General features: G+C 59.7%; 28 protein-coding genes. 15 read left to right on the top strand and 13 right to left on the bottom strand.

The window, feature by feature from the left end; translation table 11 throughout:
- Positions 1 to 4: 4 nt before the first annotated feature.
- The 9 genes from ACZ5A6_RS20755 to ACZ5A6_RS20795 all read right to left on the bottom strand — a co-directional run bounded on the left by ACZ5A6_RS20755 (position 5) and on the right by ACZ5A6_RS20795 (position 9,402).
- Positions 5 to 1,051, bottom strand: coding sequence for a LacI family DNA-binding transcriptional regulator (locus ACZ5A6_RS20755; RefSeq protein ID WP_013762382.1), 1,047 nt, complete (start codon positions 1,049 to 1,051; stop codon positions 5 to 7).
- A 220-nt stretch (positions 1,052 to 1,271) separates the two neighbouring features.
- Positions 1,272 to 2,057, bottom strand: a complete 786-nt coding sequence (locus ACZ5A6_RS20760) for a TIM barrel protein (RefSeq protein WP_464111372.1) — start codon at positions 2,055 to 2,057, stop codon at positions 1,272 to 1,274.
- A gap of 9 nt (positions 2,058 to 2,066) precedes the next feature.
- Entirely contained in the window at positions 2,067 to 3,077 is a 1,011-nt protein-coding gene (locus ACZ5A6_RS20765) for a Gfo/Idh/MocA family protein (RefSeq protein WP_174012359.1), read from the bottom strand.
- 10 nt (positions 3,078 to 3,087) lie between these two features.
- Positions 3,088 to 3,987: a sugar phosphate isomerase/epimerase family protein gene (locus tag ACZ5A6_RS20770; protein ID WP_004431052.1), complete on the bottom strand. Its 900-nt coding sequence runs from the start codon at positions 3,985 to 3,987 to the stop codon at positions 3,088 to 3,090.
- A 143-nt stretch (positions 3,988 to 4,130) separates the two neighbouring features.
- Positions 4,131 to 5,072: a sugar ABC transporter substrate-binding protein gene (locus ACZ5A6_RS20775; RefSeq protein ID WP_013762379.1), complete on the bottom strand. Its 942-nt coding sequence runs from the start codon at positions 5,070 to 5,072 to the stop codon at positions 4,131 to 4,133.
- A gap of 282 nt (positions 5,073 to 5,354) precedes the next feature.
- A complete protein-coding gene (locus tag ACZ5A6_RS20780; protein WP_464111373.1) occupies positions 5,355 to 6,383 on the bottom strand; it encodes a LacI family DNA-binding transcriptional regulator in 1,029 nt (342 codons plus the stop codon).
- A 403-nt stretch (positions 6,384 to 6,786) separates the two neighbouring features.
- Positions 6,787 to 7,992 (bottom strand): 3-oxoadipyl-CoA thiolase, encoded by a 1,206-nt coding sequence (pcaF, locus tag ACZ5A6_RS20785; protein ID WP_019567006.1) that lies wholly within the window; start codon positions 7,990 to 7,992, stop codon positions 6,787 to 6,789.
- Positions 7,993 to 8,002: 10 nt separating this feature from the next.
- A complete protein-coding gene (locus ACZ5A6_RS20790; RefSeq protein WP_004431045.1) occupies positions 8,003 to 8,698 on the bottom strand; it encodes a CoA transferase subunit B in 696 nt (231 codons plus the stop codon).
- A complete protein-coding gene (locus ACZ5A6_RS20795) occupies positions 8,695 to 9,402 on the bottom strand; it encodes a 3-oxoacid CoA-transferase subunit A (protein ID WP_060642652.1) in 708 nt (235 codons plus the stop codon). The genes ACZ5A6_RS20790 and ACZ5A6_RS20795 overlap by 4 nt, the downstream gene beginning before the upstream one ends.
- Before the next feature lie 137 nt (positions 9,403 to 9,539).
- Here ACZ5A6_RS20795 and ACZ5A6_RS20800 point away from each other — a divergent pair, with 137 nt between their 5' ends.
- Positions 9,540 to 10,301 carry an IclR family transcriptional regulator gene (locus tag ACZ5A6_RS20800; RefSeq protein ID WP_464111374.1) on the top strand — a complete coding sequence of 254 codons (762 nt, stop codon included), beginning with the start codon at positions 9,540 to 9,542 and terminating at the stop codon, positions 10,299 to 10,301.
- On the opposite strand, the gene ACZ5A6_RS20805 is transcribed toward ACZ5A6_RS20800, so the two are convergent.
- On the bottom strand, positions 10,247 to 11,194 hold the full coding sequence (locus tag ACZ5A6_RS20805; RefSeq protein ID WP_112753042.1) for a helix-turn-helix domain-containing protein: 948 nt from the start codon (positions 11,192 to 11,194) through the stop codon (positions 10,247 to 10,249). The genes ACZ5A6_RS20800 and ACZ5A6_RS20805 overlap by 55 nt on opposite strands.
- Positions 11,195 to 11,313: 119 nt before the next feature.
- Between ACZ5A6_RS20805 and pobA the strand changes: the two genes are divergently transcribed.
- The gene (gene pobA / locus ACZ5A6_RS20810) at positions 11,314 to 12,486 is read left to right on the top strand and encodes a 4-hydroxybenzoate 3-monooxygenase (RefSeq protein WP_464111375.1); all 1,173 of its coding nucleotides are present in this window, start codon (positions 11,314 to 11,316) and stop codon (positions 12,484 to 12,486) included.
- Here the strand turns inward: pobA and pcaQ are convergent.
- Positions 12,483 to 13,424 carry a pca operon transcription factor PcaQ gene (pcaQ, locus tag ACZ5A6_RS20815; RefSeq protein WP_019567002.1) on the bottom strand — a complete coding sequence of 314 codons (942 nt, stop codon included), beginning with the start codon at positions 13,422 to 13,424 and terminating at the stop codon, positions 12,483 to 12,485. The two genes, pobA and pcaQ, sit on opposite strands and share 4 nt — an antisense overlap.
- 95 nt (positions 13,425 to 13,519) lie before the next feature.
- Here pcaQ and pcaD point away from each other — a divergent pair, with 95 nt between their 5' ends.
- The 12 genes from pcaD to aroQ all read left to right on the top strand — a co-directional run bounded on the left by pcaD (position 13,520) and on the right by aroQ (position 22,812).
- The gene (pcaD, locus tag ACZ5A6_RS20820; protein WP_112351149.1) at positions 13,520 to 14,317 is read left to right on the top strand and encodes a 3-oxoadipate enol-lactonase; all 798 of its coding nucleotides are present in this window, start codon (positions 13,520 to 13,522) and stop codon (positions 14,315 to 14,317) included.
- 3 nt (positions 14,318 to 14,320) lie between these two features.
- Positions 14,321 to 14,743 (top strand): 4-carboxymuconolactone decarboxylase, encoded by a 423-nt coding sequence (gene pcaC, locus ACZ5A6_RS20825; protein ID WP_004431033.1) that lies wholly within the window; start codon positions 14,321 to 14,323, stop codon positions 14,741 to 14,743.
- A complete protein-coding gene (pcaH, locus tag ACZ5A6_RS20830; protein ID WP_004431032.1) occupies positions 14,740 to 15,480 on the top strand; it encodes a protocatechuate 3,4-dioxygenase subunit beta in 741 nt (246 codons plus the stop codon). Before pcaC ends, pcaH begins: the two co-directional genes overlap by 4 nt.
- 2 nt (positions 15,481 to 15,482) lie before the next feature.
- Positions 15,483 to 16,103 (top strand): protocatechuate 3,4-dioxygenase subunit alpha, encoded by a 621-nt coding sequence (pcaG, locus tag ACZ5A6_RS20835; RefSeq protein WP_464111376.1) that lies wholly within the window; start codon positions 15,483 to 15,485, stop codon positions 16,101 to 16,103.
- Positions 16,104 to 16,121: 18 nt separating this feature from the next.
- Positions 16,122 to 17,183: a 3-carboxy-cis,cis-muconate cycloisomerase gene (locus tag ACZ5A6_RS20840; RefSeq protein WP_004431028.1), complete on the top strand. Its 1,062-nt coding sequence runs from the start codon at positions 16,122 to 16,124 to the stop codon at positions 17,181 to 17,183.
- A gap of 368 nt (positions 17,184 to 17,551) precedes the next feature.
- Positions 17,552 to 18,220 carry an amino acid ABC transporter permease gene (locus ACZ5A6_RS20845; protein WP_004431026.1) on the top strand — a complete coding sequence of 223 codons (669 nt, stop codon included), beginning with the start codon at positions 17,552 to 17,554 and terminating at the stop codon, positions 18,218 to 18,220.
- Between the two features lie 10 nt (positions 18,221 to 18,230).
- Positions 18,231 to 18,881, top strand: coding sequence for an amino acid ABC transporter permease (locus tag ACZ5A6_RS20850; protein ID WP_004431025.1), 651 nt, complete (start codon positions 18,231 to 18,233; stop codon positions 18,879 to 18,881).
- A gap of 43 nt (positions 18,882 to 18,924) precedes the next feature.
- Complete coding sequence (locus tag ACZ5A6_RS20855; RefSeq protein WP_004431022.1) at positions 18,925 to 19,761, top strand: transporter substrate-binding domain-containing protein; 837 nt, start codon at positions 18,925 to 18,927, stop codon at positions 19,759 to 19,761.
- Positions 19,762 to 19,795: 34 nt separating this feature from the next.
- Complete coding sequence (locus tag ACZ5A6_RS20860; RefSeq protein ID WP_464111377.1) at positions 19,796 to 20,635, top strand: transporter substrate-binding domain-containing protein; 840 nt, start codon at positions 19,796 to 19,798, stop codon at positions 20,633 to 20,635.
- A gap of 29 nt (positions 20,636 to 20,664) precedes the next feature.
- Positions 20,665 to 21,426, top strand: a complete 762-nt coding sequence (locus ACZ5A6_RS20865; RefSeq protein ID WP_004431018.1) for an amino acid ABC transporter ATP-binding protein — start codon at positions 20,665 to 20,667, stop codon at positions 21,424 to 21,426.
- A gap of 58 nt (positions 21,427 to 21,484) precedes the next feature.
- Positions 21,485 to 22,372, top strand: coding sequence for a shikimate dehydrogenase (locus ACZ5A6_RS20870; RefSeq protein WP_013762364.1), 888 nt, complete (start codon positions 21,485 to 21,487; stop codon positions 22,370 to 22,372).
- Positions 22,369 to 22,812, top strand: a complete 444-nt coding sequence (aroQ, locus tag ACZ5A6_RS20875; RefSeq protein ID WP_004431014.1) for a type II 3-dehydroquinate dehydratase — start codon at positions 22,369 to 22,371, stop codon at positions 22,810 to 22,812. The genes ACZ5A6_RS20870 and aroQ overlap by 4 nt, the downstream gene beginning before the upstream one ends.
- Here the strand turns inward: aroQ and ACZ5A6_RS20880 are convergent.
- Positions 22,784 to 23,479, bottom strand: coding sequence for a TetR/AcrR family transcriptional regulator (locus ACZ5A6_RS20880; protein WP_004431011.1), 696 nt, complete (start codon positions 23,477 to 23,479; stop codon positions 22,784 to 22,786). The genes aroQ and ACZ5A6_RS20880 overlap by 29 nt on opposite strands.
- A 121-nt stretch (positions 23,480 to 23,600) precedes the next feature.
- Between ACZ5A6_RS20880 and ACZ5A6_RS20885 the strand changes: the two genes are divergently transcribed.
- Positions 23,601 to 25,502: a bifunctional sugar phosphate isomerase/epimerase/4-hydroxyphenylpyruvate dioxygenase family protein gene (locus ACZ5A6_RS20885; RefSeq protein ID WP_111804070.1), complete on the top strand. Its 1,902-nt coding sequence runs from the start codon at positions 23,601 to 23,603 to the stop codon at positions 25,500 to 25,502.
- Between the two features lie 80 nt (positions 25,503 to 25,582).
- Here the strand turns inward: ACZ5A6_RS20885 and ACZ5A6_RS20890 are convergent, their stop codons facing one another.
- On the bottom strand, positions 25,583 to 25,876 hold the full coding sequence (locus ACZ5A6_RS20890) for a putative quinol monooxygenase (RefSeq protein WP_013762362.1): 294 nt from the start codon (positions 25,874 to 25,876) through the stop codon (positions 25,583 to 25,585).
- Positions 25,877 to 26,252 lie beyond the last annotated feature (376 nt).

Here is a 26,252-nt window from a genome sequence, read left to right on the forward strand (position 1 = left end):
GGTATCACTTGGGGGGCGGTGCGATGCTGCCCCTCAGCACAAGTCGACAGCCAAGTTCCAGCCGGTGCGCAGGCCGGGTCGGGTCGGCGGCGACAAGCCGCTGCTCCAGCAGGGAAAGTGCCGCACCACCCAGCCTGTCGGCGGGCAATTGAATGGTGCTGAGCGGTGGCGCACTGAAGGCCGCCGGCATGATATCGTCAAAACCCAATACCGAAACGTCATCGGGAACCCGGACACCGGCTTCCGTCAGTGCTTTCAGACAGCCGAGCGCCAGATTGTCGGCAGCGCAGAAAATCGCCGTTGCATTTCTGAGCGGGCGCTCCTCGGCCAGCAGGCGACGAATGGCGGTTTCGCCCCATTGGGGTTCATAACTCTCCACCTCAATGACCATATCCGCAGGCACCGGAAACCCCGCCGCAAGAAATGCGTCGCTATAGCCGTCGTAACGGCGGCGGATCGTCGTGCGCCCCTTCCAGGTAATGTGCAGAATATTGCGGTGCCCAAGGGAAAGCAGGTGCTCGATGCCGAGGCGGGCGCCGAAACGGTTCTCGGCCGTCACCGTATCGACGATCATGGCCGGATCCTCGCCATTGATCAGCACCACTGGTTTGCCGAGCGCCGAAAGCGCCTGAACCAGTTGTGACCGGTCATCGTTCAACACCACGATGCCATCCACATTGTCGGCATCCGCCGCCTGCGCCACCGCGACAGGGTCAAGCCGGCTTGTGGCGCTGACGAAGGGAACGATGCGAATGCCGCGCCGTTCGCATTCGCGCCGGAAGCCGTTCAGCATCGTCCAGCTGACCATGTTGAGATCACTTTGCGGAGCCGCATCGTTAGTCATTGCCAGCAACACCACGCGCAGGGTCGCAATCGTCGCCTTCTGCCGGCGGTTTTCGAGATAACCGAGCGAACGGGCCGCTTCCAGCACCCGCTCGCGCACCAGCGTCGTCAAGGGGGCCGTGCCGTTAAGGGCGTGCGAAGCGGTGCTAAGCGAAACATTTGCCTGCTGCGCCACATCCTTAAGCGTCGTTTTCCTGTCTATTTTCATAAAAGGGAAATTCACCCACTCTTTTAAGGATGGGGCGGGCAAGAAACCGGCACAAAGCAGTTGATTTCAAGAATACCCGAGCCCGATTGCTGCTCTGTTTTGTCACGCAAAGATTACAGCATCATCCGTAAAAGCGGAATTGATTTCTCTGTGTTTTCTACCAATCAGCGCGTATTCGAACGCAAGCACCGCCTGCAGCAAACCGCAGGCGGTGAGGCGGTCATAGCGCCTGGGAGATATGGTCGATACTGTCTCTGACGGCAGCAGCCGGGTCTTTCAACTCATGCACCTCAGCCGCGAAAGGCTCGAAGCTGTAAGGCCCCTTGTAGCCAGCGGCCTCCAGCGTCCTTATCTGGGCAAGATTCTCCAGCCGGTCGTCGCTATCCACCAGAACGCGGTGGGCGTCCAGCAAGTCGGCGACGGAGACGGCGGGGTCTGTCACGCCTGATATGTGGACGAGGCCGGTGCGTTCGGGGAAAAACACCGTCTCTCCTGCCAGATGATGATGGAAAGTGTCGTGCACCAGCCTGTAGACATCGCCCCCGCCTACTGCGTCGATGGCCTTGACGGCCTCAGCCTTGGTACGCAGCGACGAGACGGGGAAACCGAGCGGTTCGACAAGGCCGGTCAGCCCACGTTCCTCAAGGATGGGCTTCATGGCCTTCAGCGCGGCCACGAGATCGTCGAAGGGTACCTGTCGGCCCTCGTTGAGCGGGCACATGACAAGCGCCTTCGCGCCACTTGCGGCGGCGTAATCAGCCATCACGACTGCCCTTTTTGGCAGATCGCCCGACCAGACGTTGAATGGGTATAGCGCGTTGATGGAGATGATCGTCACACCGGCCTTTTCGGCCGCAACCTTCACGGCAGCCGGGTCCACCGTGCCGACGATGTCAGGCAGGTCGTTGCGGATTTCGACTTCGCTAAGGCCAAGATTGTGCGCTGTCGCGAAGAAGTCCTCGAGGGAGAGTTTTGGTGCGGTGATGTGGTTGATGGCAAAACGCATGAGATATCCTCACTTATAAAGGGCAGGACGCGCGGGAAGGTCGATGGCGACCGCAGCGCCACCGGTTTCCTGCGCGGCGACGCAGGCATCGGATGTGATGGCGGCCACGTAACCGTCCCAGGAATTAGGTCCGGCCGCAGTCCCCTTCGCCGCCGCATGGATGAAATCCTGCAGCTCGACATCATAGCTCGCGATAAAGCGATCCTTCCAGTCTGTCAGGATATCGTTCTGTAGCTTGGCGCCAAGGCGGGTCTGGACGGACATCGGCTCCGGCAGGCTGGCGATGCCATCCTCTCCCACCACCTGGCACTGAATATCATAGCCATAATGGCAATTGACGAAAATTTCGACGTCGATGAGCGTGCCCCTGGTGGTCTCCAGAATGACGATCTGCGGATCCTTCAGCTGTACATGGCTTCTGGCCGCCGAGCGGGGAAAGAGGACCCGCGCCGAAACATAGTCATCGTCGAGCAGCCAGCGCAGCACGTCGATCTCGTGGATCATCGTGTCGTGGATGGCCATAGCAGTCACATATTGCTCCGGAACCGCCGGATTGCGGTGGGCGGCGTGCACCATGATCGGCGCGCCGATCTTGGTGTCGACGGCCTGTTTCAACGCCACATAACCGGCGTCATAACGGCGCATGAAGCCCACCTGAACCAGCCGCTTGCCCTGCGCCACCTCGGCGTCAACGATGCGTTTTGCCCCTTCCGCCGTTGTCGACAGCGGCTTTTCGCAAAAGCAGGGCTTGCCGGCGGCAATGGCGGCCAGCACATATTGCTCATGCGTTGCACCCCAGGATGTCACCAGAACGGCGTCCACATCCGGCGATGCAATCAGTTCCTCGCCGGTGGCGAAAATGACGGCGTCCGGAGCAATGTCGTTCTTCACCGCCTCGGCGGATGCAGGGTTGACGTCACTCAGCGCCACGACCTTTGCGCCTCCGAGGACCTTGTTGATGCGGCGGGCATGGTCACGGCCAATCGCGCCGGTGCCGATGACACCAATTCTCACAGTCATGGGAAAAACCTCACTTGCGGTATTTTTCGATATAGTTGTTGATCTCGGCGCACATGAACCTGCCCGATTCATCGGCCCTGTCCTCCCAGGCAAAAACACAGGAGGTCATGATGCCGTCGAAGCCGATTTCGGAAAGCGTGCCGAAGAAGTCGTCCCACGGCACCTCACCCTGGCCGATGTTCAAGTGCTGGTGCACGCGCGCCTGCGTGCCGGGCGGGTTGAGAATGTAGCGCAGCCCTGAACTGGCCTTGTGATTGAAGGTGTCACCGACATGCACGTGGGCGAGCACATCCTTCGCTTCGCGCAGCATCGCCTTGGTGTCGTCGCCGAAATAGAAGGTGTGAGGTGCGCAATAGAGAAACTTCACATTCTTCGAATTGACGGTGCGGATGATGTCGAGCGCCGGCTGAAGCGTCTCGCACCAGTCTTCCGGATGCGGCTCGACATGCAGATTGATGCCTTCGCGCTCGAAGATCGGCACAAGTTCTTCCATGGAGCGCCACCAGGCATCCTCGCAGGCCTCGATCATCGAGCCGGTATGGCAGCAATAGCAGGAACCCTTGTCGGGATGCGGTCCACGGCCAAATTCGGAGTTCATCGTATCGACCTCCAGTTCGACAGCGATCTCGATGGCGCGTTTCCAGTGCTTCACTGCCGCCTGCCGCTCGGTCTCGTCATTGGAGGCCCAGCGATACATCGGCAGCAGCGAGGCAATCTTGACGTTTTCGGCCGCCAGCGCCTTCTTGAACGAGCGTATCCTTTCGGGAAACACGCGCGGCGCCTTGAACCATTCGAGGAAATCGGCGCGCGGGCTGAGCTCGATCCAGTCGTAGCCGAGCTCCCTAACTTTGGCGGGAAGGGCTTCGAGGCTGAGATGGCGGTGCATGAACGGGTCGATGGCAATGCGCATTTACGCTTCCTTGTCGTCGGTATCTGTTGAGGTCGTTGCGGACAGGTTAGGCCGCGGTCCGGGAGAAGAGACCGCGGCCTTGGGCCTGCTTGTACATGAGCGGCCCCTTGGTTTATTGCCGGCATTCCCAGTGAATGCTGGCCTCAGTTCTTCGCCTGATAATCCTTGAGGTTGGCGGGTGTAACGAGTTCGAAGGGCACGAAGACCTTCTTGTCGATCGTCTCGCCCTTGGCGAGTTTCAGCGCGGCATCCACCGCGCCCTTGCCCTGGCCGGCGGCATTCTGGAAAACACTGACATCCAGTTCGCCCGCCGCCATCGCGGCAAGTGCATCCTGGGTCGCGTCGATGCCCGCGATGATGACGCCATCCATCGGCCGGCCGGTCGCCTTCAACGACTGGATCGCGCCGATCGCCATCTCGTCATTGTTTGAAATCACCGCATCGAACTCAACGCCAGCCGAGAGCCAGTTGGTCATCAGGTCCGACCCCTGCGTGCGCGACCAGTTGGCGGATTGCTCCTCAACGAGCTTGATGAAGCTGCAATCCGGAGTGGCGACGACTTCCTTGATGTCCTCAGTCCGCATGCGCGCCGCCTGGTTGGAGAGCTCGCCCATCATCACCACGGCCTTGGCTTCCGTCTTGCCGGCAGCCTTCAGAAGCCGGCAGACTTCCTGCGTCTGCAACGTTCCCGACTGTTTTTCATCGGAAGCGACGAAGGCCTGCTTGTCCGGCAGATTGTCGAGATTGACCGGCTGGCGGTTGACGTAGACAAGCGGAATGCCGGCTGCGGCAGCCGCCTGCGAAAGCGCCACCGTCGCATCCGTATCGACGGGATTGACGATGATGGCGTCGACGCCGGCGGCGACAAAGTTCTGCACCTGGCTCAATTGTTTGCCGACATCGTTCTGGGCGTCCTCGATCTGCAGCGAGACACCGTTCATGCCCTTCGAATAGTCGATCATGCCGTTACGCAGCACGGTCAGGAAATTGTCGTCGAACAGGGCCATCGAAACGCCGATGGTCTGAGCCGAAGCCGTGGTCGCCAGCATGGTGGCCAGAGCCGCAATCGCAAAATGTCTTTTCATGTCATCCTCCTCCGAAACTCTTGAAAAGAAACCGGTCGCACAGCCGCAAGTGCATCGCGCCACAGCCGATCGCCGGCAAAAGGATACCCGTCGCCGAAGATGGACATCTGCGGCGTTTGGCAACCTTGAAACATCGTTATTGTCGTGGATCAGCCTCCTGCCCGCTCCACATGCCGGCAACATGATCCTAGTCCGGGGCCGGCGTCAACGCGTCTTCGGCGGGCAAAACCATCATGGCTGATAGAAATAGACGCGGCATTTATGATAGAATCTATCAAACGATCAAAGGCTCTCAGGAACCCATAGATGAGCGGGCACAAATCTCTGTCCCGGCGTTTCCGCCATGCCGTGTTCGATGGTGTGAACCATCGTGGCAACGAGGTCCGTGCATAGTTCGCGAAGCGGTGTCTGGAACACGCCGGTAATACGCCGCTCAAGCAGCGCCTGACGGGATTCCGGCGTCAACTCGTTGACGAGGCAGACGATGGTTTCCTGGCGGTTCTCCTGCTGCAGGGCCTCGATCACACCTTCCATGCCGCCGCCGATGCAATAGATGCCGACGAGATCTTGGTGTTTGGCGATGGTGTCCATGACAAGCTCGTAGGTCAGCCGCCGCGTTTCCAACGTGATCAGCGCATCCATCACCTCGAATTCCGGCGCATATTCCCTGATATAGCTGCGAAAGCCGGTTTCCCGCAGTGAATGACCGTGAAAACGGTGGCCGCCGAGCAAAAGAAGCACCTTGCCCTTGCTGCGCGCCAGCCGCGAGATCATCCAGGCCGCCGTGCGCCCGACCTTCATGTTATTCGCGCCAAGATAGGCCTCGCGCACTCCCTGCGCGAAATCGGAAAGCAGGGAAAAGGTGGGAATACCCTTCGCCTTCAGCGCCTCAACGGCCGCCGTAACGTCATGATGGTCAGGACCGGTGGCCGCAACGGCCTGCACCCGGCCTTTCATGCCGGACAGAAGGGCCGCAAGCTCGCTCGGCTCGCCCGACTGCGCAAATTCGATGCGCAGGTTCAGATGGCGATCCCTCATGTTGCGCGCCGCAAGCTCCAGCTGATCGGCAAATGCCTGGTAAAAGGAGTGCCGTTCTTTCCGCAGAATGATTCCGAGATTATAGGACGGCAGATCGGCCAGCATGCGCTGGCGGATGATGTTGGTGGCATGGAAACCGATCTTTTCCGCCGCCTCGAACACCCGCCGCGAGGTTTCCTCCCGCACCGGCAGGCGACCATTCAATACCCTGTCGACAGTCGCAACGCTGACGCCGGCGGCGTTTGCAACATCTGTGATTGTCGGACGCTTCATGAAGACACCCCTTACACGGAAAGAATCCTGTCATACCCCGCAAAACATGTCACGGATCATGATAGAATCCAACGCAAACCGAGATTTCGGCGAGGGGTGCCATAGCACGCGGCATAAATATTGATGGCTGGGGTGTCTGGTGCGAGGCCTGCTTTTCCACGTCCCTCATCTTTGTGCTTGTCACAGAAATCCAGCCAGCCCAAGTCCTTGGGCTGAAAAGACTCCCTCCGCCGCGCAGACGCGCGTCGGCTGGATTCCTGTGACAAGCACAGGAATGAGGGGAGTTGGAATGCACCAACGCGAGAAAATCATGCGTGGAGTTCCTGAGCACCTGCCGACATAGGTGAAGACATGGCCGCAGCGGCATCCGGACCGTTCAACAGAACCGAATGCCGCGATCGCGTCAGACCCGCTCGAGCGCCACGGCAATGCCCTGCCCGACGCCGATGCACATGGTCGAAAGCGCATAACGCTTGCCGGTCAGAGAAAGCTCGAGTGCTGCGGTGCCGGCAATGCGCGCACCGGACATGCCAAGCGGATGCCCAAGCGCAATCGCGCCGCCATTTGCATTCACCCGCGCATCGTCATCGGCAATGCCGAGCTGGCGAAGCGTTGCGAGACCCTGGCTGGCGAAGGCTTCGTTCAGCTCGATCACGTCAAGCTCTTCCTGTTTCAGGCCGAGACGCGCCAGAAGCTTGGCTGAGGCAGGCGCGGGGCCAATGCCCATGACGCGCGGCGGAACGCCGGCAGTTGCTCCGCCGAGAATGCGGGCAATCGGCGTCAGGCCGTATTTCTTTGCGGCTTCAGCCGAAGCGATGATGAGAGCCGCCGCACCGTCATTGACGCCGGATGCATTGCCCGCCGTCACTGTCGCACCGTCGCGCTTGTTGACCGGCTTCAGCTTTGCAAGGGCCTCAAGGCTCGTCGCGCGCGGATGTTCGTCTTTAGACACCACCAGCGGATCGCCCTTGCGCTGCGGGATCGTGACCGAGACGATTTCCTTGTCGAGGCGGCCATTGGCCTGCGCGTCGGCTGCCTTTTGCTGGCTGCGAACGGCAAAGGCGTCCTGATCTTCGCGGGAGACCTGATAATCGACGGCGACGTTATCACCGGTCTCCGGCATGGAATCGACGCCATATTGCGCCTTCATCAGCGGGTTGACGAAACGCCAGCCGATGGTCGTGTCGTAGATTTCGGCGTTGCGTGAAAAGGCGCTTTCGGCCTTGGGCAGCACGAAGGGCGCGCGGCTCATGCTTTCCACGCCGCCTGCGATCATCAATTCCGCCTCGCCGGATTTGACGGCACGGGCAGCGGCGATGACAGCGTCCATGCCCGAACCGCACAACCGGTTGATGGTGGTTCCGGTCACCGAAACCGGCAGGCCGGCCAGCAGCAGCGACATGCGGGCAACATTGCGGTTATCTTCGCCCGCCTGGTTGGCGCAGCCGAAGATCACGTCCTCGACGGCTTCCCAATCCACGGACGGGTTACGCTCGACAAGCGCCCGCAAGGGCACAGCACCGAGATCGTCAGCCCGCACTGAAGACAATGCACCGCCGAAACGGCCGATCGGTGTGCGGATATAGTCGCAGATGAATGCATCGGTCATCGGTTGTTCCTCAAAGTTCCGGGGCGACAAGATCGGCGACTTCACCATCGACATGGAGAGGCGCGCCGGTCATGGCCTGCAATTCATCGAAGCTCATCGCCGCCAGCTTTTCGCGCAAAACGAAACGGCCATCCACGACGTCAATCACCGCATGGCTGGTGTAGATGCGGGTGATGCAGCCGACGCCGGTCAGCGGAAAGGCGCATTTTTCGACAAGCTTCGGCTCGCCGTTCTTCGTCACATGTTCGGTGATGACGAAAACCTGCTTGGCGCCATGCACCAGATCCATGGCGCCGCCAACGGCGGGCACGCCCTTGGAGCCAACGCGCCAATTGGCGAGATCACCATTCTGCGCCACCTGATAGGCGCCGAGGATCGCCACATCCAGATGCCCGCCGCGCACCATGGCGAAGCTGTCGGCATGGTGGAAGAAGGAGGCACCCGGCTTCAGCGTAACGGCCTTCTTGCCAGCATTGATGAGGTTCCAGTCCTCTTCACCTTCCGGCGGCGCTTCGCCGAAATTCAGGATGCCGTTTTCGGTGTGGAAGATAGCCTGACGGCCGGGCGGCTGGTAACGGGCGACCATTTCGGGAAAACCGATGCCGAGATTGACGTAAGCGCCATCCTCGATGTCCTGCGCTGCGCGCCAGGCGATCTGGGCGTTGGAAAGCTTGATATCGTCGCGAGTGTTGATTGGCTGGGTCATGCGTAGGCTACTCCCGCGCGAATGAGAATTTCTTCCTGTTGCGGATCGGCGATCTCCACGACGCCGTTGACGAAAATGCCGGGCGTGACGACATGCTCGGGGTCGATCTCGCCGGCAGCGACGATCTTGGAGACCTGGGCAATGGTGGTGGCTGCCGCCATGCACATCAGCGGGTTAAAATTGCGCCCCGCCTTGTTGTAGGTGAGATTGCCGTAGGTATCGCCAAGCTCAGCCTTGACGATGGCGAAATCCGCCTTCAGCCAGCGTTCCTGAACATACGACCGGCCGTCGAATTCGGCGATCGGCTTGCCATTGGCAAGCTCCGTGCCAAAGGCAGTCGGGGTGTAGAATGCCGGAATGCCGGCGCCACCGGCACGGATACGCTCGGCAAGCGTGCCCTGCGGCACAAGTTCCAGCTCGATTTCGCCGGCCAGATATCTGTCGGTGAAAGCGCGCGGATCGGAAGAGCGCGGAAACGAGCAGATCATCTTCTTGACCATGCCCGCGTCGATCATTGCGGCAATGCCGATACGGCCATTGCCGGCGTTGTTGTTGATGACCGTCAGGTTTTTCGGTCCCTTGTCGATCAGGGCGTGGATCAGCTCGATGGGCGCGCCGGAGCCGCCAAAACCGCCGATCATCACCGTCGCGCCGTCGCCGATACCGGAAATGGCATCAGTCGCGCTCTTGATTGTCTTGTCCATATCAATCCTCCATCCAGCCCAGCAATGGGAACTCGCAAGGCTGCTTTGTCGCAGAGCTAAATCCGAATCCGCCTCGACGGCAACAATTTTGTGCGTTATATGATTTTTGTTCGTATATCGCACAAATGGAGCGTGACATGGCCGTCAATGAAAGAGACATGATGGGCGGTCTCGCCAAGGGACTGAAGGTGATCGAGGCGTTCAGCGCCGAGCGCCCGCGCCTGTCCATATCCGATGCCGCTGACATCGCAGGCCTTGACCGCGCCTCCACGCGGCGCTGTCTGCTGACACTGTCGGAAATGGGTTACGCCGCCTATGACGGCAAGTTCTTCACTGTGACGCCCAAGGTGCTGCGGCTTGGAACCGGCTGTCTTGCCACCATGCCGCTGCCGCGCATCGTCCAGCCCCTTCTCGACCGTCTTTCGGAAGAGATCGGCCACAGCACATCAGTCTCCATTCTGGACGATACCGAAATCGTCTACGTGGCGCGCGCCGCCCAGCAGCGGGTCATGTCCATCGCCCTCATGCCTGGCTCGCGCCTGCCCGCCTATTGCACCTCCATGGGCCGCGTTCTCCTCTCAGCCCTTACACCGGAACGGCAGCGCGAGGTCCTGGAACACTCGCGGCTGGTGGCACGGACGGAAAAGACGATGACCGGTATCGACGCCCTGCTCGACGAACTCGAGGCGACCCGCAATCGTGGTTATGCCCTGATCGATCAGGAGGTGGAGATCGGCCTTCGCTCCATTGCCGTGCCGGTGAAAACCGTGCGCGGGCAGACGGTCGCAGCACTCAATGTCGGGCTTGCCGCCTCGGTAGCGTCGATGGACGATCTGGTGGAACGTTATTTGCCGCCACTGCTTTCCGTCCAGCGTGAGCTGGGAAGAATGCTTGCCTGAGGTGAGGCCGAAGCCGCGCCGTCATCTCCCATTTTCCGCCGTTCAGCCAATCGCCATGCCCGCGGTGTCATGCCTGTTTCCCGCTTGAAGAAGCGGTTGAAATAGGCCGGGTCGGCAAAACCGAGATCTTCCGCAATCATCTGCACGGTCGATACGGTGAAGATCAGTTCCTGCTGGGCGATCTCGATCTGGCGCCTGGCAACAAGCCGTTGCAGGCTGAGGCCGGAAACGGAACGGACGAGACGGTTGAGATGGGTCTCGGAAAGGCCGAGCTTCTGCGCATAAAACGCCGCCTTGCGCGGCTCGCGAATATGTCGGGCGATCAGTGACAGCAGGAGTTCGAAGCGCTGTTCCGCAGGGCCTTCCCCGGTTCTTTCCAGTAGAGGCCGCGCCGCTCGTGCAAGAAGTGCAGCCACGGTGGCAAGCTGACCTTCGATCATCGCCTCCCGGCCTATCTCGTGGCTTTCATACTCCGCGGAGATATGTTCGAAATCCCTGCGCAATCGCTCGCCCTCGGAGAAATCCTGCAACGGCAACAACACGGGCTGCTGGAAATTCCGCAGCAGCAGCGCCTGTACGGATGCGGCAAGCGCGCCGGGCAGCACGGTGACGATCACCCCGCCAATATCGCGCGAAAAACGAAAGCCGTGCTCGAAACCCGGCGGCACGACAATGGCGACAGGTGGGCGGATAGCCTCGGTGCGGCCATCCAGCAATGCATCGCCCTCGCCGCCCCAAATGTACAAGATTTGCAGGAACGCGGCATGCCGGTGCAGGCCGATTTCAAAGCGATGCAGGCTGCTTCTGGAAAAAAGCGTCTCGCAATGAAAGCGGAAAGCGGTTCCTTGCGCTGTCTCCTCGCCATATAGGCCTTCATTCGCCGCAACCCGCATGTCATCCCAAGCTCCCCGCATCATGGTCGAATTGTGCAATTTACGGATCAGAAAGTCCATTGAGCTTGTCGCGCGCTTTGGTCAATTTCCTGACAGGAGACAATTCCGGGAGGAAAATAATGCGCACCAAGGTCGTCATCATCGGTTCCGGTCCTTCGGGTCTGCTGCTTGGTCAGCTGCTTGCCAATGAAGGCATCGATACCGTCATTCTCGACCGGGCCGGCAAGGACTACATCCTCGGTCGGGTCCGCGCCGGGGTGCTGGAAGAAGGCACAGTGCACCTTCTGGAAAAAGTTGGCGCCGACAAGCGCCTGCACAAGGAAGGTCTGCCGCATGACGGTTTCTCGCTGACGTTTGACGGGCGCGATCACCGTATCGACCTCTTCGATCTGACCGGCGGCAAACGTGTAATGGTCTACGGTCAGACGGAGGTGACGCATGACCTGATGGATGCCCGCGAAAAAGCGGGGCTTACCACAATCTATGAAGCCTTGAATGTGGAGCCTCATGATTTCGATGGTGCCAGCCCCTATGTGACCTATGAAAAAGACGGCGTAGGCCATCGGATAGATTGTGATTTTATTGCCGGATGCGATGGGTTTCACGGCGTCAGCCGCAAATCCGTGCCTGAGCGCTCGATCAAGGAATTCGAGAAGATATATCCCTTCGGCTGGCTCGGTATTCTGGCCGAAGTGCCGCCTGTCAGCCACGAACTCATCTATGCCAACCATCCGCGTGGTTTTGCTCTCTGTTCCATGCGCTCGCACACGCGCAGCCGCTATTACCTGCAATGTTCGCTGGAAGACCGGCCGGAGGACTGGAGCGACGAGCGCTTCTGGGATGAAATCCGCCGCCGCCTGCCGGAAAACCATGCCGATGCCCTGGTGACCGGGCCGTCATTTGAAAAATCCATCGCACCGCTTCGGTCCTTCGTGTGTGAACCGATGCGCTTCGGGCAGTTGTTTCTGGCGGGCGACGCCGCCCACATCGTGCCGCCGACCGGCGCCAAGGGCCTCAACCTTGCGGCCAGCGACGTGCATTATCTCAGCGAGGCGCTCATCGAATTTTATCGTGAAGGGTCGGAAGCGGGCATCGATTACTATTCGCAGAAAGCGCTATCCCGCGTCTGGAAGGCCGTGCGCTTTTCCTGGTGGATGACGACAATGATGCACCGCTTTCCCGATACCGGCGAATTTGGCCAGCGCATCCAGGAAGCGGAGCTGGATTACCTCGTGCATTCCCGCGCTGCCTCCACGGCGCTTGCGGAAAACTATGTCGGGCTTCCCTATTAGGAAACAGTTTCGGGCTTCGGGTCGAGCAGTTCGCGCGCAGCTTCGCGAATGGCCTGTATCAGTAGCGACAGCGGCAGTGAGGGCTGCGTATCGGCCCGCACCGTCAAGCCGACCGGACCGCTGGTATCGCCGGTATCGACCGGCAGGATCGCCAGAGTTCCATCCGCCACATCGCCTGCGACCACCCCTTCCGAAATGATCCAGACGGCATCACTGGTGCGCAGGAACGCGCGACCAAACGCATCCGATACCGTTTCGATGCGGATCGGCAAGGCCGGCACCCCATTGGCGATCAGGAACTGCTCGACGATGGGACCGATTACCGACTGGCGGGTGGGGATCAATACCGGGAATTCGTGCAGGTGATCGAAAACCGAAATGCCCGGCGACAGCAGCGGATGGCCGGCGCGCACGACGAACCGCACCTTTTCGGAATAGAGATGCTCGAAGGAAAAGCCCGCCATCTTTTCCGGCGCAGCCAGGCGCCCGACGACGAGATCCAGATCGCCGACGCGCAACTGCTCCAGAAGAACGGCATTGTCACCGGTGACGATCTTGACCGGGCTGCCGGTTTTTTCCGAAAGAAATCCCGCCATGGCTTTCGGCATGATCCTCACCGATACGGTCGGCAAGGCACCGACGCGAACCGGCGGGCCGGCACGCGCCGCCTCCTGCGAGACGGAATCGACCGCATGGCGAAGTGCCGTCATCGTTGCCCCGGCATGGCGCAGGAACACCTCGCCATAGCGGCTGATGCGGATGCCGCGCCCCTCGCGGTCGAACAGCGAGACGCCGAGAATCTCCTCGAGTTCGCGGATGGTTTTCGTTACCGCCGGCTGGCTGACATGCAGGATTTCTGCCGCACGAATGACGCTTTTCTGGCGCGCCACCTCCACGAAGGTCTGAAGATGCCGGAACTTTATACGCTGCTCGACCATCGAACATATAATCCATTGGTTATATTTTTCACCGATAATGTCATTTTACTTAACCGGAACGTGCTTGCAATATCGTCAACAGGAGGACGTACATCATGCATTTTCTGCGCTGTGGCGAAAACGCGATCCATTATCGTGCGCACGAACTGGAAAGCGGCAAGCCGGTCATCGCCTTTATCAATTCACTTGGTACCGATTTCCGTATCTGGGACGCGGTGATTGCGGAACTTGGCGACAAATATGCTTTCGTCCTGCACGACAAACGTGGCCATGGCCTGTCCGATATCGGCCGCCCTGCCTATTCGATAGACGATCACGCGGACGACCTGATTGCCATCCTCGATCATCTTTCCGTCAACAATGCGATCATCTGGGGTCTGTCGGTCGGTGGACTGGTTGCACAGGGACTTTATGCCCGGCGTCCCGATCTCGTGCGTGCCCTTGTGCTCAGCAATACCGCCCACAGGATCGGCACCGCCGAGATGTGGAACGCGCGCATCGACAAGATCGCCGCTGATGGCCTTGCCTCGCTGATCGATCCGGTGATGGAGCGCTGGTTCACACCAGCCTTTCGCCAGCCGGACAACGTGGTTTATGCGGGTGCACGCAACATGCTTTCCCAACAGCCGGAGGCCGGTTACAGCGGCACCTGCGCCGCCATACGCGATGCCGATTTCACGCACGAAGCGGGCCGCATCGCTGTTCCGACGCTCTGCGTGGCGGGCGATGAAGACGGGTCGACACCGCCAGCACTGGTGCAATCGCTGGCGGACCTCATTCCCGCAAGCCGTCTCGCCACCATTGCACGCTGCGGCCACATTCCATGCCTTGAACAACCGCTCGCCTATGCGCAGGCGGTCGGTGATTTTCTGAAGACCTTGCCGGAGCACTGACAGATGGCGGACAATATCGACAAGAACGAGAGATTTGAGCAGGGCATGAAAACGCGCCGCGCCGTGCTGGGTGACGCGCATGTCGACCGCGCGCAGACGGTGACGACGGGGTTCGACCAGCCGTTTCAGCAGCTCATCACCGAAGCGGCCTGGGGCACGGTGTGGTCCGGTAACCACTGGACGAAGCGCGAGCGCTCGATGGTCACCATCGCCTTGCTTGCCGCACTCGGTCAGGACGAGGAGCTTGCCATGCACGTGCGCGCCACCGCCAATACCGGCGCCACCGAAGCGGATATTCGCGAAGCGCTGCTGCATGTCGCAATCTATGCCGGCGTTCCCGCCGCCAACCACGCTTTCAAGACCGCCAAGCTTGCTCTGGCCGGCATGAAAGCCGATAGTTCCCGCGACGAGGAGGAGACGAAATGAGTAACACAAAGCCCGAAACCGGGCCGTTCTTCGCACGCGACCGCGATATTCATCCGCTGGCCTATGCTCCCTGGTACAAGACCTCTATCCTGCGTTCTCCGCAGCGCGCCCTGATTTCGCTGGAAGGCACCAAAAGCGAGATCACCGGGCCGGTTTTCGGCCACAGCCTGCTGAACGAGCTGGATAACGACCTGATCCTCAATTATGCCCGCCCTGGCGAAATGCCGATTGGCCCGCGCATTCTGGTCCACGGCCGGGTGCTGGACGAGCGCGGCCGCGGCGTGGACGGTGCGCTCGTGGAATTCTGGCAGGCCAATGCCGGCGGGCGGTATCGCCACAAGAAGGAAACCTATCTCGCCGCCATCGATCCGAATTTTGGCGGCGTCGGCCGCACGATCACGGATGAGAACGGTTATTACTGGTTCAAGACCATCCAGCCTGGCGCTTACCCCTGGCCGAACGGCGTCAACGACTGGCGGCCTGCCCATATCCACTTCTCGGTCTTCGGCCACGGCTTTGCCCAGCGGCTGATAACCCAGATGTATTTCGAAGGCGATCCGCTGATCTGGAAATGTCCGATCGTCAAAACCATCCCGGACGAGGATGCGATCAAGCGGCTGATCGCGCCGCTGGATATGAATTCAAACATTCCCATGGACATGCTGGCATACAAGTTCGACATCGTGCTTCGCGGCCGCCGCTCCACGTTTTTCGAAAATCGCAAGGAAGGCAACTGATCATGGTCCAGCCGCTCGGTTATCTCAAGGAATCAGCGTCGCAGACGGCAGGTCCATATGTCCATATCGGCTGCACCCCCAATTTCGTTGGCATCGAGGGCGTGTTCGAAAAGGACTTGGGCTCCGGCGCGCTCTATAACGACAAGGCTCGCGGCGAACGCATAAGCGTGCGTGGCACGGTCTACGACGGCGCTGGCATGCCGCTTAAGGACGCCCTGATAGAAATCTGGCAGGCGGATACGGACGGTTATTACAACAGCCCCAGCGAAACACGCGGCAAGGCGGATCCGAATTTCACCGGCTGGGGCCGCTCGCCCGGCGACATGGATACCGGCGAATTCGTCTTCGACACCATCAAGCCCGGCAAGGTGCCCTTCCGCGACGGCCGGTGGATGGCGCCGCACATCACTTTCTGGATCGTGGCGCGCGGTATCAATATCGGCCTGCAAACCCGCATGTATTTTCCCGAGGAGCAGGAGGCCAATGCCGCCGATCCGGTCCTTGCCCGCGTCGAGCAGAAAAGCCGCATCGCCACCCTTGTCGCCAAAAAGGAGGAAGGAAACATCTATCGTTTCGATATCCGCCTTCAGGGCGAGGGCGAAACCGTGTTTTTCGATATCTGAGCGGAGCTGTAATCTGAGATGAGCCTTTCCCCCTTCGAACATCCGTTTCTCTCCGGCCTTTTTGGCGACAGCGAAATCGTTGAGCTGTTTTCGGCCAGAGCGGATATCGATGCCATGATCCGTTTCGAGACGGCGCTGGCGCAGGCGCAAGCCGGGGCGGGCGTCATTGAAGCGGATGCGGCGGATGCGATCGTCTCGCGCCTTTCCGATTTTGCCGCCGATACCACCGCGCTTCGCCATGGCATCGCCAAGGACGGCGTTGTGGTGCCGGAACTTGTCCGGCAGATGCGGGCGGCGGTTGCCGGTACTGCGGCGGAAAAGCTGCATTTCGGCGCCACCAGCCAGGATGTCATCGATACCAGCCTGATGCTGCGGCTGAAGGCGGCAGCGGAAATCATCGCGGCACGGCTCGGCCGCCTCATCGATACGCTGGGTGATATTGCGGTCCGCGATGGCAGCAACCCGCTGACGGGATATACCCGCATGCAGGCCGCAATCGCCATAACGGTCGGCGACAGGGTGGCAAGCTGGATCGATCCGCTGGAACGGCATCTGGTTCGGATCGACACGTTTTTGCAGCACGGTTTTGCCGTCCAGTTCGGCGGCGCGGCCGGCACGCTGGAAAAGCTCGGCGACAATGCCGGCACTGTCCGCGCCGATCTCGCAAAGCGTCTCGGCCTTTCTGACAGGCCGCAGTGGCACAGCCAGCGCGACGGTATCGCCGAGCTTGCCAATCTGCTGTCGCTCGTCACCGGCACGCTTGGCAAGTTCGGGCAGGATATCGCGCTTCTGGCCGAAGTCGGTGCCGAAATTCGCATGAGCGGCGGGGGTGGTTCCTCGGCGATGCCGCACAAGCAGAACCCGGTCAATGCGGAAACGCTGGTGACGCTGGCACGCTTCAACGCCGTGCAGATTTCGGCATTGCACCAGTCTCTCGTTCACGAACAGGAACGTTCGGGCGCGGGCTGGATGCTCGAATGGCTGTCGCTGCCGCAAATGGTGACGGCAACGGGGTCCTCACTCCTGATCGCCGAGCGCCTCGCGGGGCAGATCGACCGGCTGGGAGCAAGCGAAGAATAAAGAGGGAATGACAGATTTTCGCGAGGACTGAGCGGCCTTCGGGCGCTTTTGCCAGCGATATGGGAATGGTGCCGGCGCGCGATGAAAACGCTTGCGACCAATCACATTAGTCGTTGATAAAAAACGACTTTCTTGAACAAGATGAATGAAGAAAAAGTGATCTTTAAGCTGTTTCTAACCGGAGTTGGCGCTTGACACAAAATTGAACTAACTGGTACAAACATTCAGGTTAACGCTATGCTGGCACAGAAGTGTGGAGCTTCCCCGGCACGGTAAAAACAAACGGAGGGCTTTGGAGCCACAGGGTTTCCAAAGCGATGCGAACAAGGCGAAACGTCTGTTCGGACCCGAACGGGTTGGGAGGAAATATGTCTTACAGTCTCGATTTTTCGGCGGTTATAGACCGTCTGCCCGAGCTGCTTCTGGCCTGTCTTGCAACGATCGGCCTTGCAATCGCCGGCATGTCGCTTGCCACCGTCATCGGGGTTCTCGGCGTCGTGGCCCGCCGCTCGCGCTTCAAGCTGCTGCGCGGTCTGGTCATCGGATTCGTGGAAGCCATTCGCAACACGCCGTTTCTGGTGCAGATATTCTTCATCTTCTTCGCCCTGCCGCAAATCGGCATCAAGCTTAACCCCACGGTCACGGCAATCATTGCGCTTGCGTTGAACGGCGGCGCTTATGCCATTGAAATCATTCGCGGCGGCGTCGATTCCATTCCCAAGGGTCAGGTTGAGGCGGGATTGGCGCTTGGCCTGCACCGGGCGCAGATCTTCCGGCACATCATTCTGAAACCGGCGCTTCGCGCAGTCTATCCGTCACTCACCAGCCAGTTCATCATGCTGACGCTGACCACTTCGGTCTGTACCTCGATTGCGGCTTACGAGCTGACCTCGGTGGCCCAGCAGATCGAAGCGGACACCTTCCGCTCCTTTGAGGTCTATTTCTCGATCACGCTGCTTTATCTGGTCATTTCCTCGCTGATGATGGGGGTATTTTCCCTCATCTCCCGCACATCGTTCAGCTATCCGGTCAAGTGAGGAAAAGACAATGGCATCCATCGGTTCCAACGAATTGTTCTTCCTGCTGCAGGGCCTGAAATGGACCCTTGCGCTGACACTGATCGGCTTCATCGGCGGCGGCATTTTCGGCCTTTGCGTCGCGCTTGGCCGCGTTGCCGAAACCCCGGCGATCCAGCGCGCCAGCACCGGCTTCATCGCGATTTTCCAGGGCACCCCGCTCCTGATGCAGCTTTTCGTCGTTTATTACGGCGTGGCGCTTGCGGGCCTGAATGTGGATGCCTGGATTGCGGTCGCCATCGCATTCACCCTGCATGCCAGCGCCTTTCTGGGTGAAATCTGGCGCGGTGGCATCCAGGCTGTGCCGAAGGGTCAGACCGAAGCCGCCAACGCGCTTGGCCTGCACTACGTGTCGCGAATGAAGGACGTGGTTCTGCCGCAGGCCTTCAAGATTTCGCTGCCCGCCACCATCGGTTTTCTGGTGCAGCTCATCAAGGGCACGTCGCTTGCCGCCATTGTCGGCTTCGTCGAACTGTCCCGCGCCGGCCAGATCGTCTCCAACCAGACGTTCCGTCCGCTGACGGTCTTTGCCATCGTCGGCATCATGTATTTCCTGATCTGCTGGCCGCTTTCCCTGTGGGGCGCCAGTGTAGAAAAGCGGATGCAAGCCGCTTCCCGCTAATACCCATCAACATGTCATCAAGCTTTGTAAGGAGGAGCAAAAGATGAAATCCAACGGTAAATTCTCACGTCGCACCCTGCTCGCGCTCGCCGCAGCAACGGTCGCCCTGCCCTTTATTGCACCGGTCGACGCCTTCGCCGGCACGGTGGATGAGGCCAAGGCCAAGGGCAAGGTCGTAATCGGCATTCAGGGCGACAATTCGCCATGGGGCTTCGTCAATTCGAGCGGCGTTCAGGACGGCCTCGATGCCGATATCGGCAAGGCGTTTGCCGAATATCTCGGCGTCAAGGTCGAATTCGTACCGCTTGCCGTGGCAAACCGCATTCCGGCCCTTCTGACGGGCAAGGTCGACCTGCTGTTCGCAACTATGGGCATGACCGCCGAGCGCGCCAAGACCATCCAGTATTCCAAGCCCTATGCCGGTAACGTGCTTTCCGTCTACGGACCCAAGGACAAGAAGATCGGCAACTATGACGATCTGACCGGCGTCTCCGTCGGCGTTCCTAAGTCCAGCGCCATGGACACGGCGATCACGGCAGGTGCAGGCTCCAAGGCCAAGATCCTGCGCTTTGACGATGATGCCGCCAACATTCAGGCGCTGATTTCCGGCCAGGTCGAGGTTGTCGGTGGCAACCAGTTTTATGGCGACCGCCTCAATCAGGCTGCCAACGGCAAATACGAGCCGAAGTTCGACCTGACGACGCTTTACAACGGCGCCGGCACCCGTCCGGGTGAAAAGGACTGGAACGAGACCGTCAACGCCTTCCTCGACAAGATCAAGTCGGATGGCCAGCTTGCCAAGATCTACGACAAGTGGATGAAGCGCGAAGTTCCCGCTTTCCCGGAAAGCCTGCCGGATATTCCTTTCACCGTGAAGTGAAGACCGGAAGAGGCTGGATTGGGAGGAGTAACCAATGGGAATCTTTAACAGACAGACGCGTTGGCGAACAGCCATCGCCGTCGGATTGGCAGCAGCTTTGCTGCCAATCCTCACACCCGCAGGCGCAGAAGCCAGAACACTTGAAGAAGCAAAGTCCAGCGGCAAGATCATCATCGGCATTCAGGGCGACAACGCGCCCTGGGGCTCCATAAATTCCTCTGGTGTTCAGGAAGGTTATGATGCGGATTTGGCCCGCGGGTTTGCGGACTATCTTGGACTGAAAGTGGAGTTCGTACCGCTTGCAGTCGCCAACCGCATCCCGTCGCTTCGCACCGGAAAGGTCGATGCCCTGTTCGCGTCGATGGGGATGACGCCGGAACGCGCGAAAAACGTACAATATGCGCAGCCTTACGCGCATAACGTCATGTCGGTCTATGCCACCAAGGACAAGAAGATCGCCAACTTCGACGATCTCACGGGAATGACCGTCGGCGCGCCGAAATCAAGTCCGATGGACACGGCTTTGACCGCAGGTGCCGGCACCAAGGCAAAAATTCTGCGTTTCGACGATGACGCCGCCACCATTCAGGCGATCCTGTCGGGCCAGATCGAGGCAATCGGCGGCAACCAGTTTTATGGTGACCGTCTCGCAGCGGCTGGCGGCAAGGATTACGAGGTGAAGTTCGACCTCGTGACCCTCTACAACAGCGCCGCCACGCGCCCCGGTGAAAAGGACTGGAACGAGGCACTCAACGCTTGGCTCGACAAAGCCAAGGCCAATGGCGAGCTCGCAAAAGTCTATGCCAAATGGATGAAGCGCCCGGTTCCGGACTTCCCGGCCTCGCTTCCTGACATTCCCTACACCGTTAACTAACGCTGCTTCGCAGCATGAAGGAAAGTTCCATGTCGCAATCCTCCGCCGCACAGGCTCCGCTGATCGCCCTTGAAGGGGTTGGAAAGTGGTATGGAGCCTTCCATGCGCTGAAAGGCGTCAACATGACGGTTCGCAAAGGCGAAAAAATCGTTCTTTGCGGCCCGTCCGGTTCAGGAAAATCCACCCTTATCCGCTGCATCAACCATCTGGAAGAAATCCAGGAGGGCAAGATCACGGTCGAAGGAACCACGCTTTCGGATTCGACCCGCGCCATCGATGCCGTTCGCCGTGAAGTGGGCATGGTGTTCCAGAGCTTCAATCTCTTCCCGCACAAGACCATCATGGAAAACTGCACCCTGGCGCCCATGCGGGTGAAGGGCCTGTCGAAAGCCGATGCGGAAGCGACCGCGCGCAAATATCTGGAGCGCGTGCGCATTCTCAATCAGGCCGATAAATATCCGGCGCAGCTTTCCGGCGGCCAGCAGCAACGCGCAGCTATTGCCCGTGCGCTCTGCATGGAGCCGAAAGCCATGCTGTTCGATGAGCCGACTTCGGCGCTTGATCCCGAAATGGTCAAGGAAGTGCTCGACACGATGATCGGCCTTGCCCGCGACGGCATGACGATGATCTGCGTGACCCATGAAATGGGCTTTGCCCGGCAGGTTGCCGACCGTGTGGTCTTCATGTCGGAAGGCGAAATCATCGAGGAAGGCCCGCCGGACGAGTTCTTCCGCGATCCCAAGCATCAGCGTACCCGCACGTTCCTCGGCGAAATTCTCGCCCATCACTAAGGCTCACCCGGAGCCGACAGGCAGGCGGGGATGACCCCCGCCTCTCCCACCACGTTCGATGAGCGATGACCTGATCATGACAGACACCAAATCCTTCAAGGTCGGCCTGATTGGCGCCGACATCCAGCTTTCCAAATCTCCCGCGCTGCACATGCGCGAAGGGGCTGCCCACGGCCTCGATTATTCCTATGAGCTTGTCGATGTCGTGGCGCGCAAGCTGCCGGAAAGCGCGCTTCCCGATCTGCTCAATGAGCTGGAATCGCGCGGCTTTGCCGGCACCAACATTACCCATCCCTTCAAGCAGGCAGTGCTTCCGCACCTGCATGAATTGTCTGATGATGCCCGCATGCTCGGCGCGGTCAACACCGTCGTCTTCAAGGACGGACGTCGCATTGGGCACAATACGGACTGGTACGGATTTTACGAAAGCTTCATGCGCGGCCTGCCGGATGCGAAACGCGACCGGGCGCTGCTGGTCGGTGCTGGTGGTGCAGGCGTTGCGGTGGCCCATGCGGCGCTGAAACTCGGCATTACCCATCTCGATATCTGCGACCGCGATTTCAGCCGCGCCGAGCATCTGGCTGCCGAACTCAACGCCCGTTTTGGCGAAGGCCACGCCTTTGCCGTGAAAGACCCGGCAGATTCCCTGCCCTTCGCGGATGGGTTGATCCACGCCACACCGATGGGCATGCCCGCCCATCCCGGCATGCCGGTCAAGGCCGACCTCCTTGAACAACGGCACTGGGTGGCCGATATCGTTTATATGCCGCTGGTGACCGAGCTTCTGGCGACGGCGGCCCAAAAAGGCTGTCGCACCCTGCCCGGCGGCGGCATGACGGTGTTTCAGGCTGTTGGCGCGTTTCGGCTGTTCTGCGGCCGTGAACCTGATGCAGAGCGCATGACGGCACATTTTACCGAAATTTGCACGAAAGAGGGTGTGGCGTGAGCCTTTTCACCATACTTAACGGACCGAACCTCAACCTGCTCGGCCAACGCCAGCCGGAAATCTACGGCTACGAGACGATGGCCGATGTGGAGGCCAATTGCCGCGCGATTGCCGAGGCGGCGGGCCACGAGATATTCTTTGCCCAGAGCAACCGGGAATACGAGCTGATAGACTGGATCCATGCGGCGCGCGGCACATCGGCAGGCATCGTCATCAATCCCGGTGCCTTTACCCATACCTCGGTGGCGATCCTCGATGCACTCAATACCTTCGAGGCACCGGTGATCGAGGTTCACATTTCCAACATCCACAAACGGGAGATCTTCCGCCACCATTCCTATATCTCGACGCGCGCCGAAGGCGTGATCGCCGGTCTCGGCATCGAAGGTTACGGGGTGGCGCTCAGCCACCTCATCGGCCGTCTTTCCCGATCTTCGTGATATGGTCCGGGCTCAGCACATATCGCAACACCATGTCGCTGACGTGATGCGACAATGTTTGCTGACCCTTCTCGGTAAACAGCCCGTCGCCGAAGATGAACGAGAAGGTTGCGACGTTCGAGACGTTGAAAAAGGACAGCGCGCTGATCTGCCAGTGCAGTTCCAGCGCGTTGATGCCGTTGCGGAAAATGCCACTCTTCTGGCCGCGCAGCAGCACGCTTTCCAGGGCATCGATGGCCGGCCGGTTGAGCTGGCGGATCGTTCCGGACGATTGCATGTGCCGGCCGTGATGAATGTTCTCGATCATCACCATGCGGATGAAAGCCGGGTTGCGGCGATGGTGATCGAAGGTGAACCGACAGAGCTTTTCGAGCGCCGCAACCGGCTCCAGACCGTCAAGCTCGAGATCGCTCTCGCCGCCACGCACCTTGGCATAGGCTTCTTCAAGAACGCGCTGGTAAAGCCCTTCCTTGTCGGTAAAATAATAATAGATCATCCGCTTGGACGTGCGCGTGCGGGCGGCGATCTCGTCGATGCGCGCCCCCGACAGGCCGTTTTGCGAAAACTCCTCCATCGCAACGGAAAGAATGTCTCGGCGCACGCCTTCCGGATCGCGCTTCGCCTGCCGGGTTTCGCTGGTGCCGTTCGAAGTTGCGCTTTTTGTCATGATCCATCCATCAGCAGGGTATACGGCTTGCCGCCGCACCCCTATTATTAACCAATTAGTACATAACGCTGAAAAGGAACGCAATATGGCGAGCTATGACACAGGCAAACAGGGCGTGCCAATGCGTACTTCCATCGCCACCGTCTCCATCAGCGGCGAATTCCCGGAGAAACTGGCGGCCATTGCGAAAGCCGGTTTCACTGGTGTGGAGATTTTCGAGAACGATTTCCTGACCTACGACGCCTCGCCGCGCGAGGTTAAGGCCCTTGCGGCAGATCATGGGCTGGATATCACGCTTTTCCAGCCGTTCCGCGATTTCGAAGGCATGCCGGAACCGCACCGCGCCCGCGCCTTCGAGCGCGCAGGGCGTAAATTCGACATCATGGGCGAACTCGGGACCGATCTGATGCTGATCTGCTCGAATGTCTCGCCGGTGTCGCTGGGTGGCATAGACCGCGCCGCCGCCGATTTCCACGAGCTTGGTGAGCTTGCGTCCAGGCATGGCGTTCGCGTGGGTTACGAGGCCCTGGCCTGGGGCCGGCACATCAGCGATCATCGCGATGCGTGGGAAGTGGTGCGCCGCGCCGATCACCCCAATGTCGGTATCATCCTCGACAGCTTCCACACGCTGTCGCGCAAGATCGATCCCAACTCGATCCGCTCCATTCCCGGCGACAAGATCTTCATCGTGCAATTGGCCGACGCACCGCTGATCGACATGGACCTGTTGTACTGGAGCCGCCATTTCCGCAACATGCCCGGCGAAGGCGATCTGCCGGTGGTGGATTTCATGCGCGCTGTCGCCGCAACCGGTTATAGCGGCCCGCTGTCGCTCGAAATCTTCAACGACCAGTTCCGCGGTGGCTCGGCGCGCCTGCTGGCTGAGGACGGCCATCGTTCGCTCATCAACCTTATGGATCAGGTGCGCCGTCTGGAGCCCGACATCCGCATCGAGGCGCCCGCCATGCCTGAGCGGGTGCAGACGGAAGGCGTGGAGTTTGTCGAGTTCACAACGGCACCGGAGGAAAAGGCCAATCTGGAAGCGCTGCTCGCCACACTCGGTTTTGATAAAACCGCGAGGCACCGCAATCGCGATGTCGATCTCTATACGCAGGGCGACATTCGCATCGTCATCAATACCGGCGGTACCGGTGAGAGTTTCGCCGGTGCATCCTACTCCATCCACGGCACCAATGCCTATGCATTCGGCCTGAAGGTCGATGATGCGCAGGCAGCGCTTGCGCGTGCGGCAGCGCTGGGCGCGCCGACATTCGCCGAACCGCGCAAATCCGGCGAAGTCGCGGTTCCAGCCATTCAGGGCGTGGGCAATGGCGTCATCTATTTCCTCGACGGGTCCACGGCGCTCGCCTCCATCTGGGACAATGAATTCGCACCGGTCGATGCGACGGCACCGGCAGGCAATACCGGACTGACCCGCATCGACCATCTTGCGCAAACAACGCATTACGATGAAATGCTGACCTGGCTTCTGTTTTACACATCGCTGTTTTCAACGCGCCGCACGCCGATGGTGGATGTGGTCGATCCCGGCGGTCTGGTGCGCAGCCAGGCCATAGAAAGCGTGCCCTCCCCGCGTTTCCGCCTGACCATGAACGGCGCCGACAACCGAAAGACCTTTGCCGGCAAATTTCTGGCGGAGGGTTTCGGCACCAGCATCCAGCACATCGCCTTCGCCACGGACGATATCTTCGCCACCGCCAAGGCTCTGCATGCGCGCGGCTTTCACGCCCTGCCGATCTCGCGCAATTATTATGACGATCTGGAGGCCCGCTTCGGGCTGGAACCGGAATTCTCCGACGCACTCCGGGAAGCAAGCATCCTCTACGACCGGGACGACAACGGCGAATATTTCCAGATATACAGCCGCACCTTCGGCGAAGGGTTCTTCTTCGAAATCGTCGAAAGGCGCGGTGCCTACGGCGGATATGGCGCGATGAACGCCCCCTTCCGCATCGCTGCGCAGCGGCGTCTTGCGCCACCGATCGGCATGCCGAAGGAATAGGCGCAGACACCAGTCCACTGGTGCTCCAAAAATCCAAACAGGCCGCAGCCGGCAGGAATGCCGCTGCGGCCTGTCTTTATTTACGCCAGCGTCACTATCTCATAGTCCCGTGGAATGGCGGAGGTGGCAACAAACCACTTAGATGCGCGCGTGCGCTGCTGATGAAAATCGAAAGCAGCGCGGTCCACAAAAAGCTCTTCCACCCTCCAGATCAGGGGGTCTTCGGTCTGCGATACCTCAAAGGAAATACAGCCCGGCTCCGCTCTGGTCAGGCGAATGTGATCGGGTAGATGGCTTTCCACAAGTTGGACATCCTGCACCGATGCGCAACGCAGGAAGCCGGATAGCCTGACCGCACCCGTTCTATTCGTCATACCCGGTATCCTTTTTCAATGGTCTTCGTCCGGCCTGTATCACGCGCAGCGGCACCCGCAACCACTGAAATCGATACATCCTCAATACAGACTAAAAACATCCCTTAATCGGGGTCCGGCCATTCGGCACACCCGCGCCCAAAATAAATGCACTTGCGTATTTGTAGAGCAGTATACAAAAATTGTTCAACACTCTGGACATGATTGTCCTGTTTTGTTAGCTTTTTTGTAAAACAAGGGGTGGGGAATACAAGTTCATGCGCATCATCGATTCTGAGACTGGCAACAGGCATTTTACCGGCACCGGTGAGGTCGCCCGTAGCACTTCGACCAGGTCGCAATTCCCGTATCGACCGGCAGCAGCCAATCTACATCG

It is taken from the genome of Agrobacterium sp. 6Ca8 (assembly GCF_055382765.1).

What these genes read in the sequence shown, in the direction of transcription:
- ACZ5A6_RS20800 (WP_464111374.1), top strand. Translation starts at nt 9,540, where the DNA reads ATGGCCGTCAATGAAAGAGACATGATGGGCGGTCTCGCCAAGGGACTG.
- ACZ5A6_RS20760 (WP_464111372.1), bottom strand. Translation starts at nt 2,057, where the DNA reads ATGCGTTTTGCCATCAACCACATCACCGCACCAAAACTCTCCCTCGAG.
- ACZ5A6_RS20775 (WP_013762379.1), bottom strand. Translation starts at nt 5,072, where the DNA reads ATGAAAAGACATTTTGCGATTGCGGCTCTGGCCACCATGCTGGCGACC.
- ACZ5A6_RS20880 (WP_004431011.1), bottom strand. Translation starts at nt 23,479, where the DNA reads ATGACAAAAAGCGCAACTTCGAACGGCACCAGCGAAACCCGGCAGGCG.
- ACZ5A6_RS20795 (WP_060642652.1), bottom strand. Translation starts at nt 9,402, where the DNA reads ATGGACAAGACAATCAAGAGCGCGACTGATGCCATTTCCGGTATCGGC.
- pcaQ (WP_019567002.1), bottom strand. Translation starts at nt 13,424, where the DNA reads ATGGTCGAGCAGCGTATAAAGTTCCGGCATCTTCAGACCTTCGTGGAG.
- ACZ5A6_RS20865 (WP_004431018.1), top strand. Translation starts at nt 20,665, where the DNA reads ATGTCGCAATCCTCCGCCGCACAGGCTCCGCTGATCGCCCTTGAAGGG.
- ACZ5A6_RS20890 (WP_013762362.1), bottom strand. Translation starts at nt 25,876, where the DNA reads ATGACGAATAGAACGGGTGCGGTCAGGCTATCCGGCTTCCTGCGTTGC.
- ACZ5A6_RS20805 (WP_112753042.1), bottom strand. Translation starts at nt 11,194, where the DNA reads ATGCGGGTTGCGGCGAATGAAGGCCTATATGGCGAGGAGACAGCGCAA.
- pcaH (WP_004431032.1), top strand. Translation starts at nt 14,740, where the DNA reads ATGAGTAACACAAAGCCCGAAACCGGGCCGTTCTTCGCACGCGACCGC.
- pobA (WP_464111375.1), top strand. Translation starts at nt 11,314, where the DNA reads ATGCGCACCAAGGTCGTCATCATCGGTTCCGGTCCTTCGGGTCTGCTG.
- ACZ5A6_RS20855 (WP_004431022.1), top strand. Translation starts at nt 18,925, where the DNA reads ATGAAATCCAACGGTAAATTCTCACGTCGCACCCTGCTCGCGCTCGCC.
- pcaF (WP_019567006.1), bottom strand. Translation starts at nt 7,992, where the DNA reads ATGACCGATGCATTCATCTGCGACTATATCCGCACACCGATCGGCCGT.
- ACZ5A6_RS20840 (WP_004431028.1), top strand. Translation starts at nt 16,122, where the DNA reads ATGAGCCTTTCCCCCTTCGAACATCCGTTTCTCTCCGGCCTTTTTGGC.
- ACZ5A6_RS20765 (WP_174012359.1), bottom strand. Translation starts at nt 3,077, where the DNA reads ATGACTGTGAGAATTGGTGTCATCGGCACCGGCGCGATTGGCCGTGAC.
- ACZ5A6_RS20850 (WP_004431025.1), top strand. Translation starts at nt 18,231, where the DNA reads ATGGCATCCATCGGTTCCAACGAATTGTTCTTCCTGCTGCAGGGCCTG.
- ACZ5A6_RS20860 (WP_464111377.1), top strand. Translation starts at nt 19,796, where the DNA reads ATGGGAATCTTTAACAGACAGACGCGTTGGCGAACAGCCATCGCCGTC.
- ACZ5A6_RS20870 (WP_013762364.1), top strand. Translation starts at nt 21,485, where the DNA reads ATGAGCGATGACCTGATCATGACAGACACCAAATCCTTCAAGGTCGGC.
- pcaG (WP_464111376.1), top strand. Translation starts at nt 15,483, where the DNA reads ATGGTCCAGCCGCTCGGTTATCTCAAGGAATCAGCGTCGCAGACGGCA.
- ACZ5A6_RS20885 (WP_111804070.1), top strand. Translation starts at nt 23,601, where the DNA reads ATGCGTACTTCCATCGCCACCGTCTCCATCAGCGGCGAATTCCCGGAG.
- pcaC (WP_004431033.1), top strand. Translation starts at nt 14,321, where the DNA reads ATGGCGGACAATATCGACAAGAACGAGAGATTTGAGCAGGGCATGAAA.
- ACZ5A6_RS20780 (WP_464111373.1), bottom strand. Translation starts at nt 6,383, where the DNA reads ATGAAGCGTCCGACAATCACAGATGTTGCAAACGCCGCCGGCGTCAGC.
- ACZ5A6_RS20790 (WP_004431045.1), bottom strand. Translation starts at nt 8,698, where the DNA reads ATGACCCAGCCAATCAACACTCGCGACGATATCAAGCTTTCCAACGCC.
- ACZ5A6_RS20770 (WP_004431052.1), bottom strand. Translation starts at nt 3,987, where the DNA reads ATGCGCATTGCCATCGACCCGTTCATGCACCGCCATCTCAGCCTCGAA.
- pcaD (WP_112351149.1), top strand. Translation starts at nt 13,520, where the DNA reads ATGCATTTTCTGCGCTGTGGCGAAAACGCGATCCATTATCGTGCGCAC.
- ACZ5A6_RS20845 (WP_004431026.1), top strand. Translation starts at nt 17,552, where the DNA reads ATGTCTTACAGTCTCGATTTTTCGGCGGTTATAGACCGTCTGCCCGAG.
- ACZ5A6_RS20755 (WP_013762382.1), bottom strand. Translation starts at nt 1,051, where the DNA reads ATGAAAATAGACAGGAAAACGACGCTTAAGGATGTGGCGCAGCAGGCA.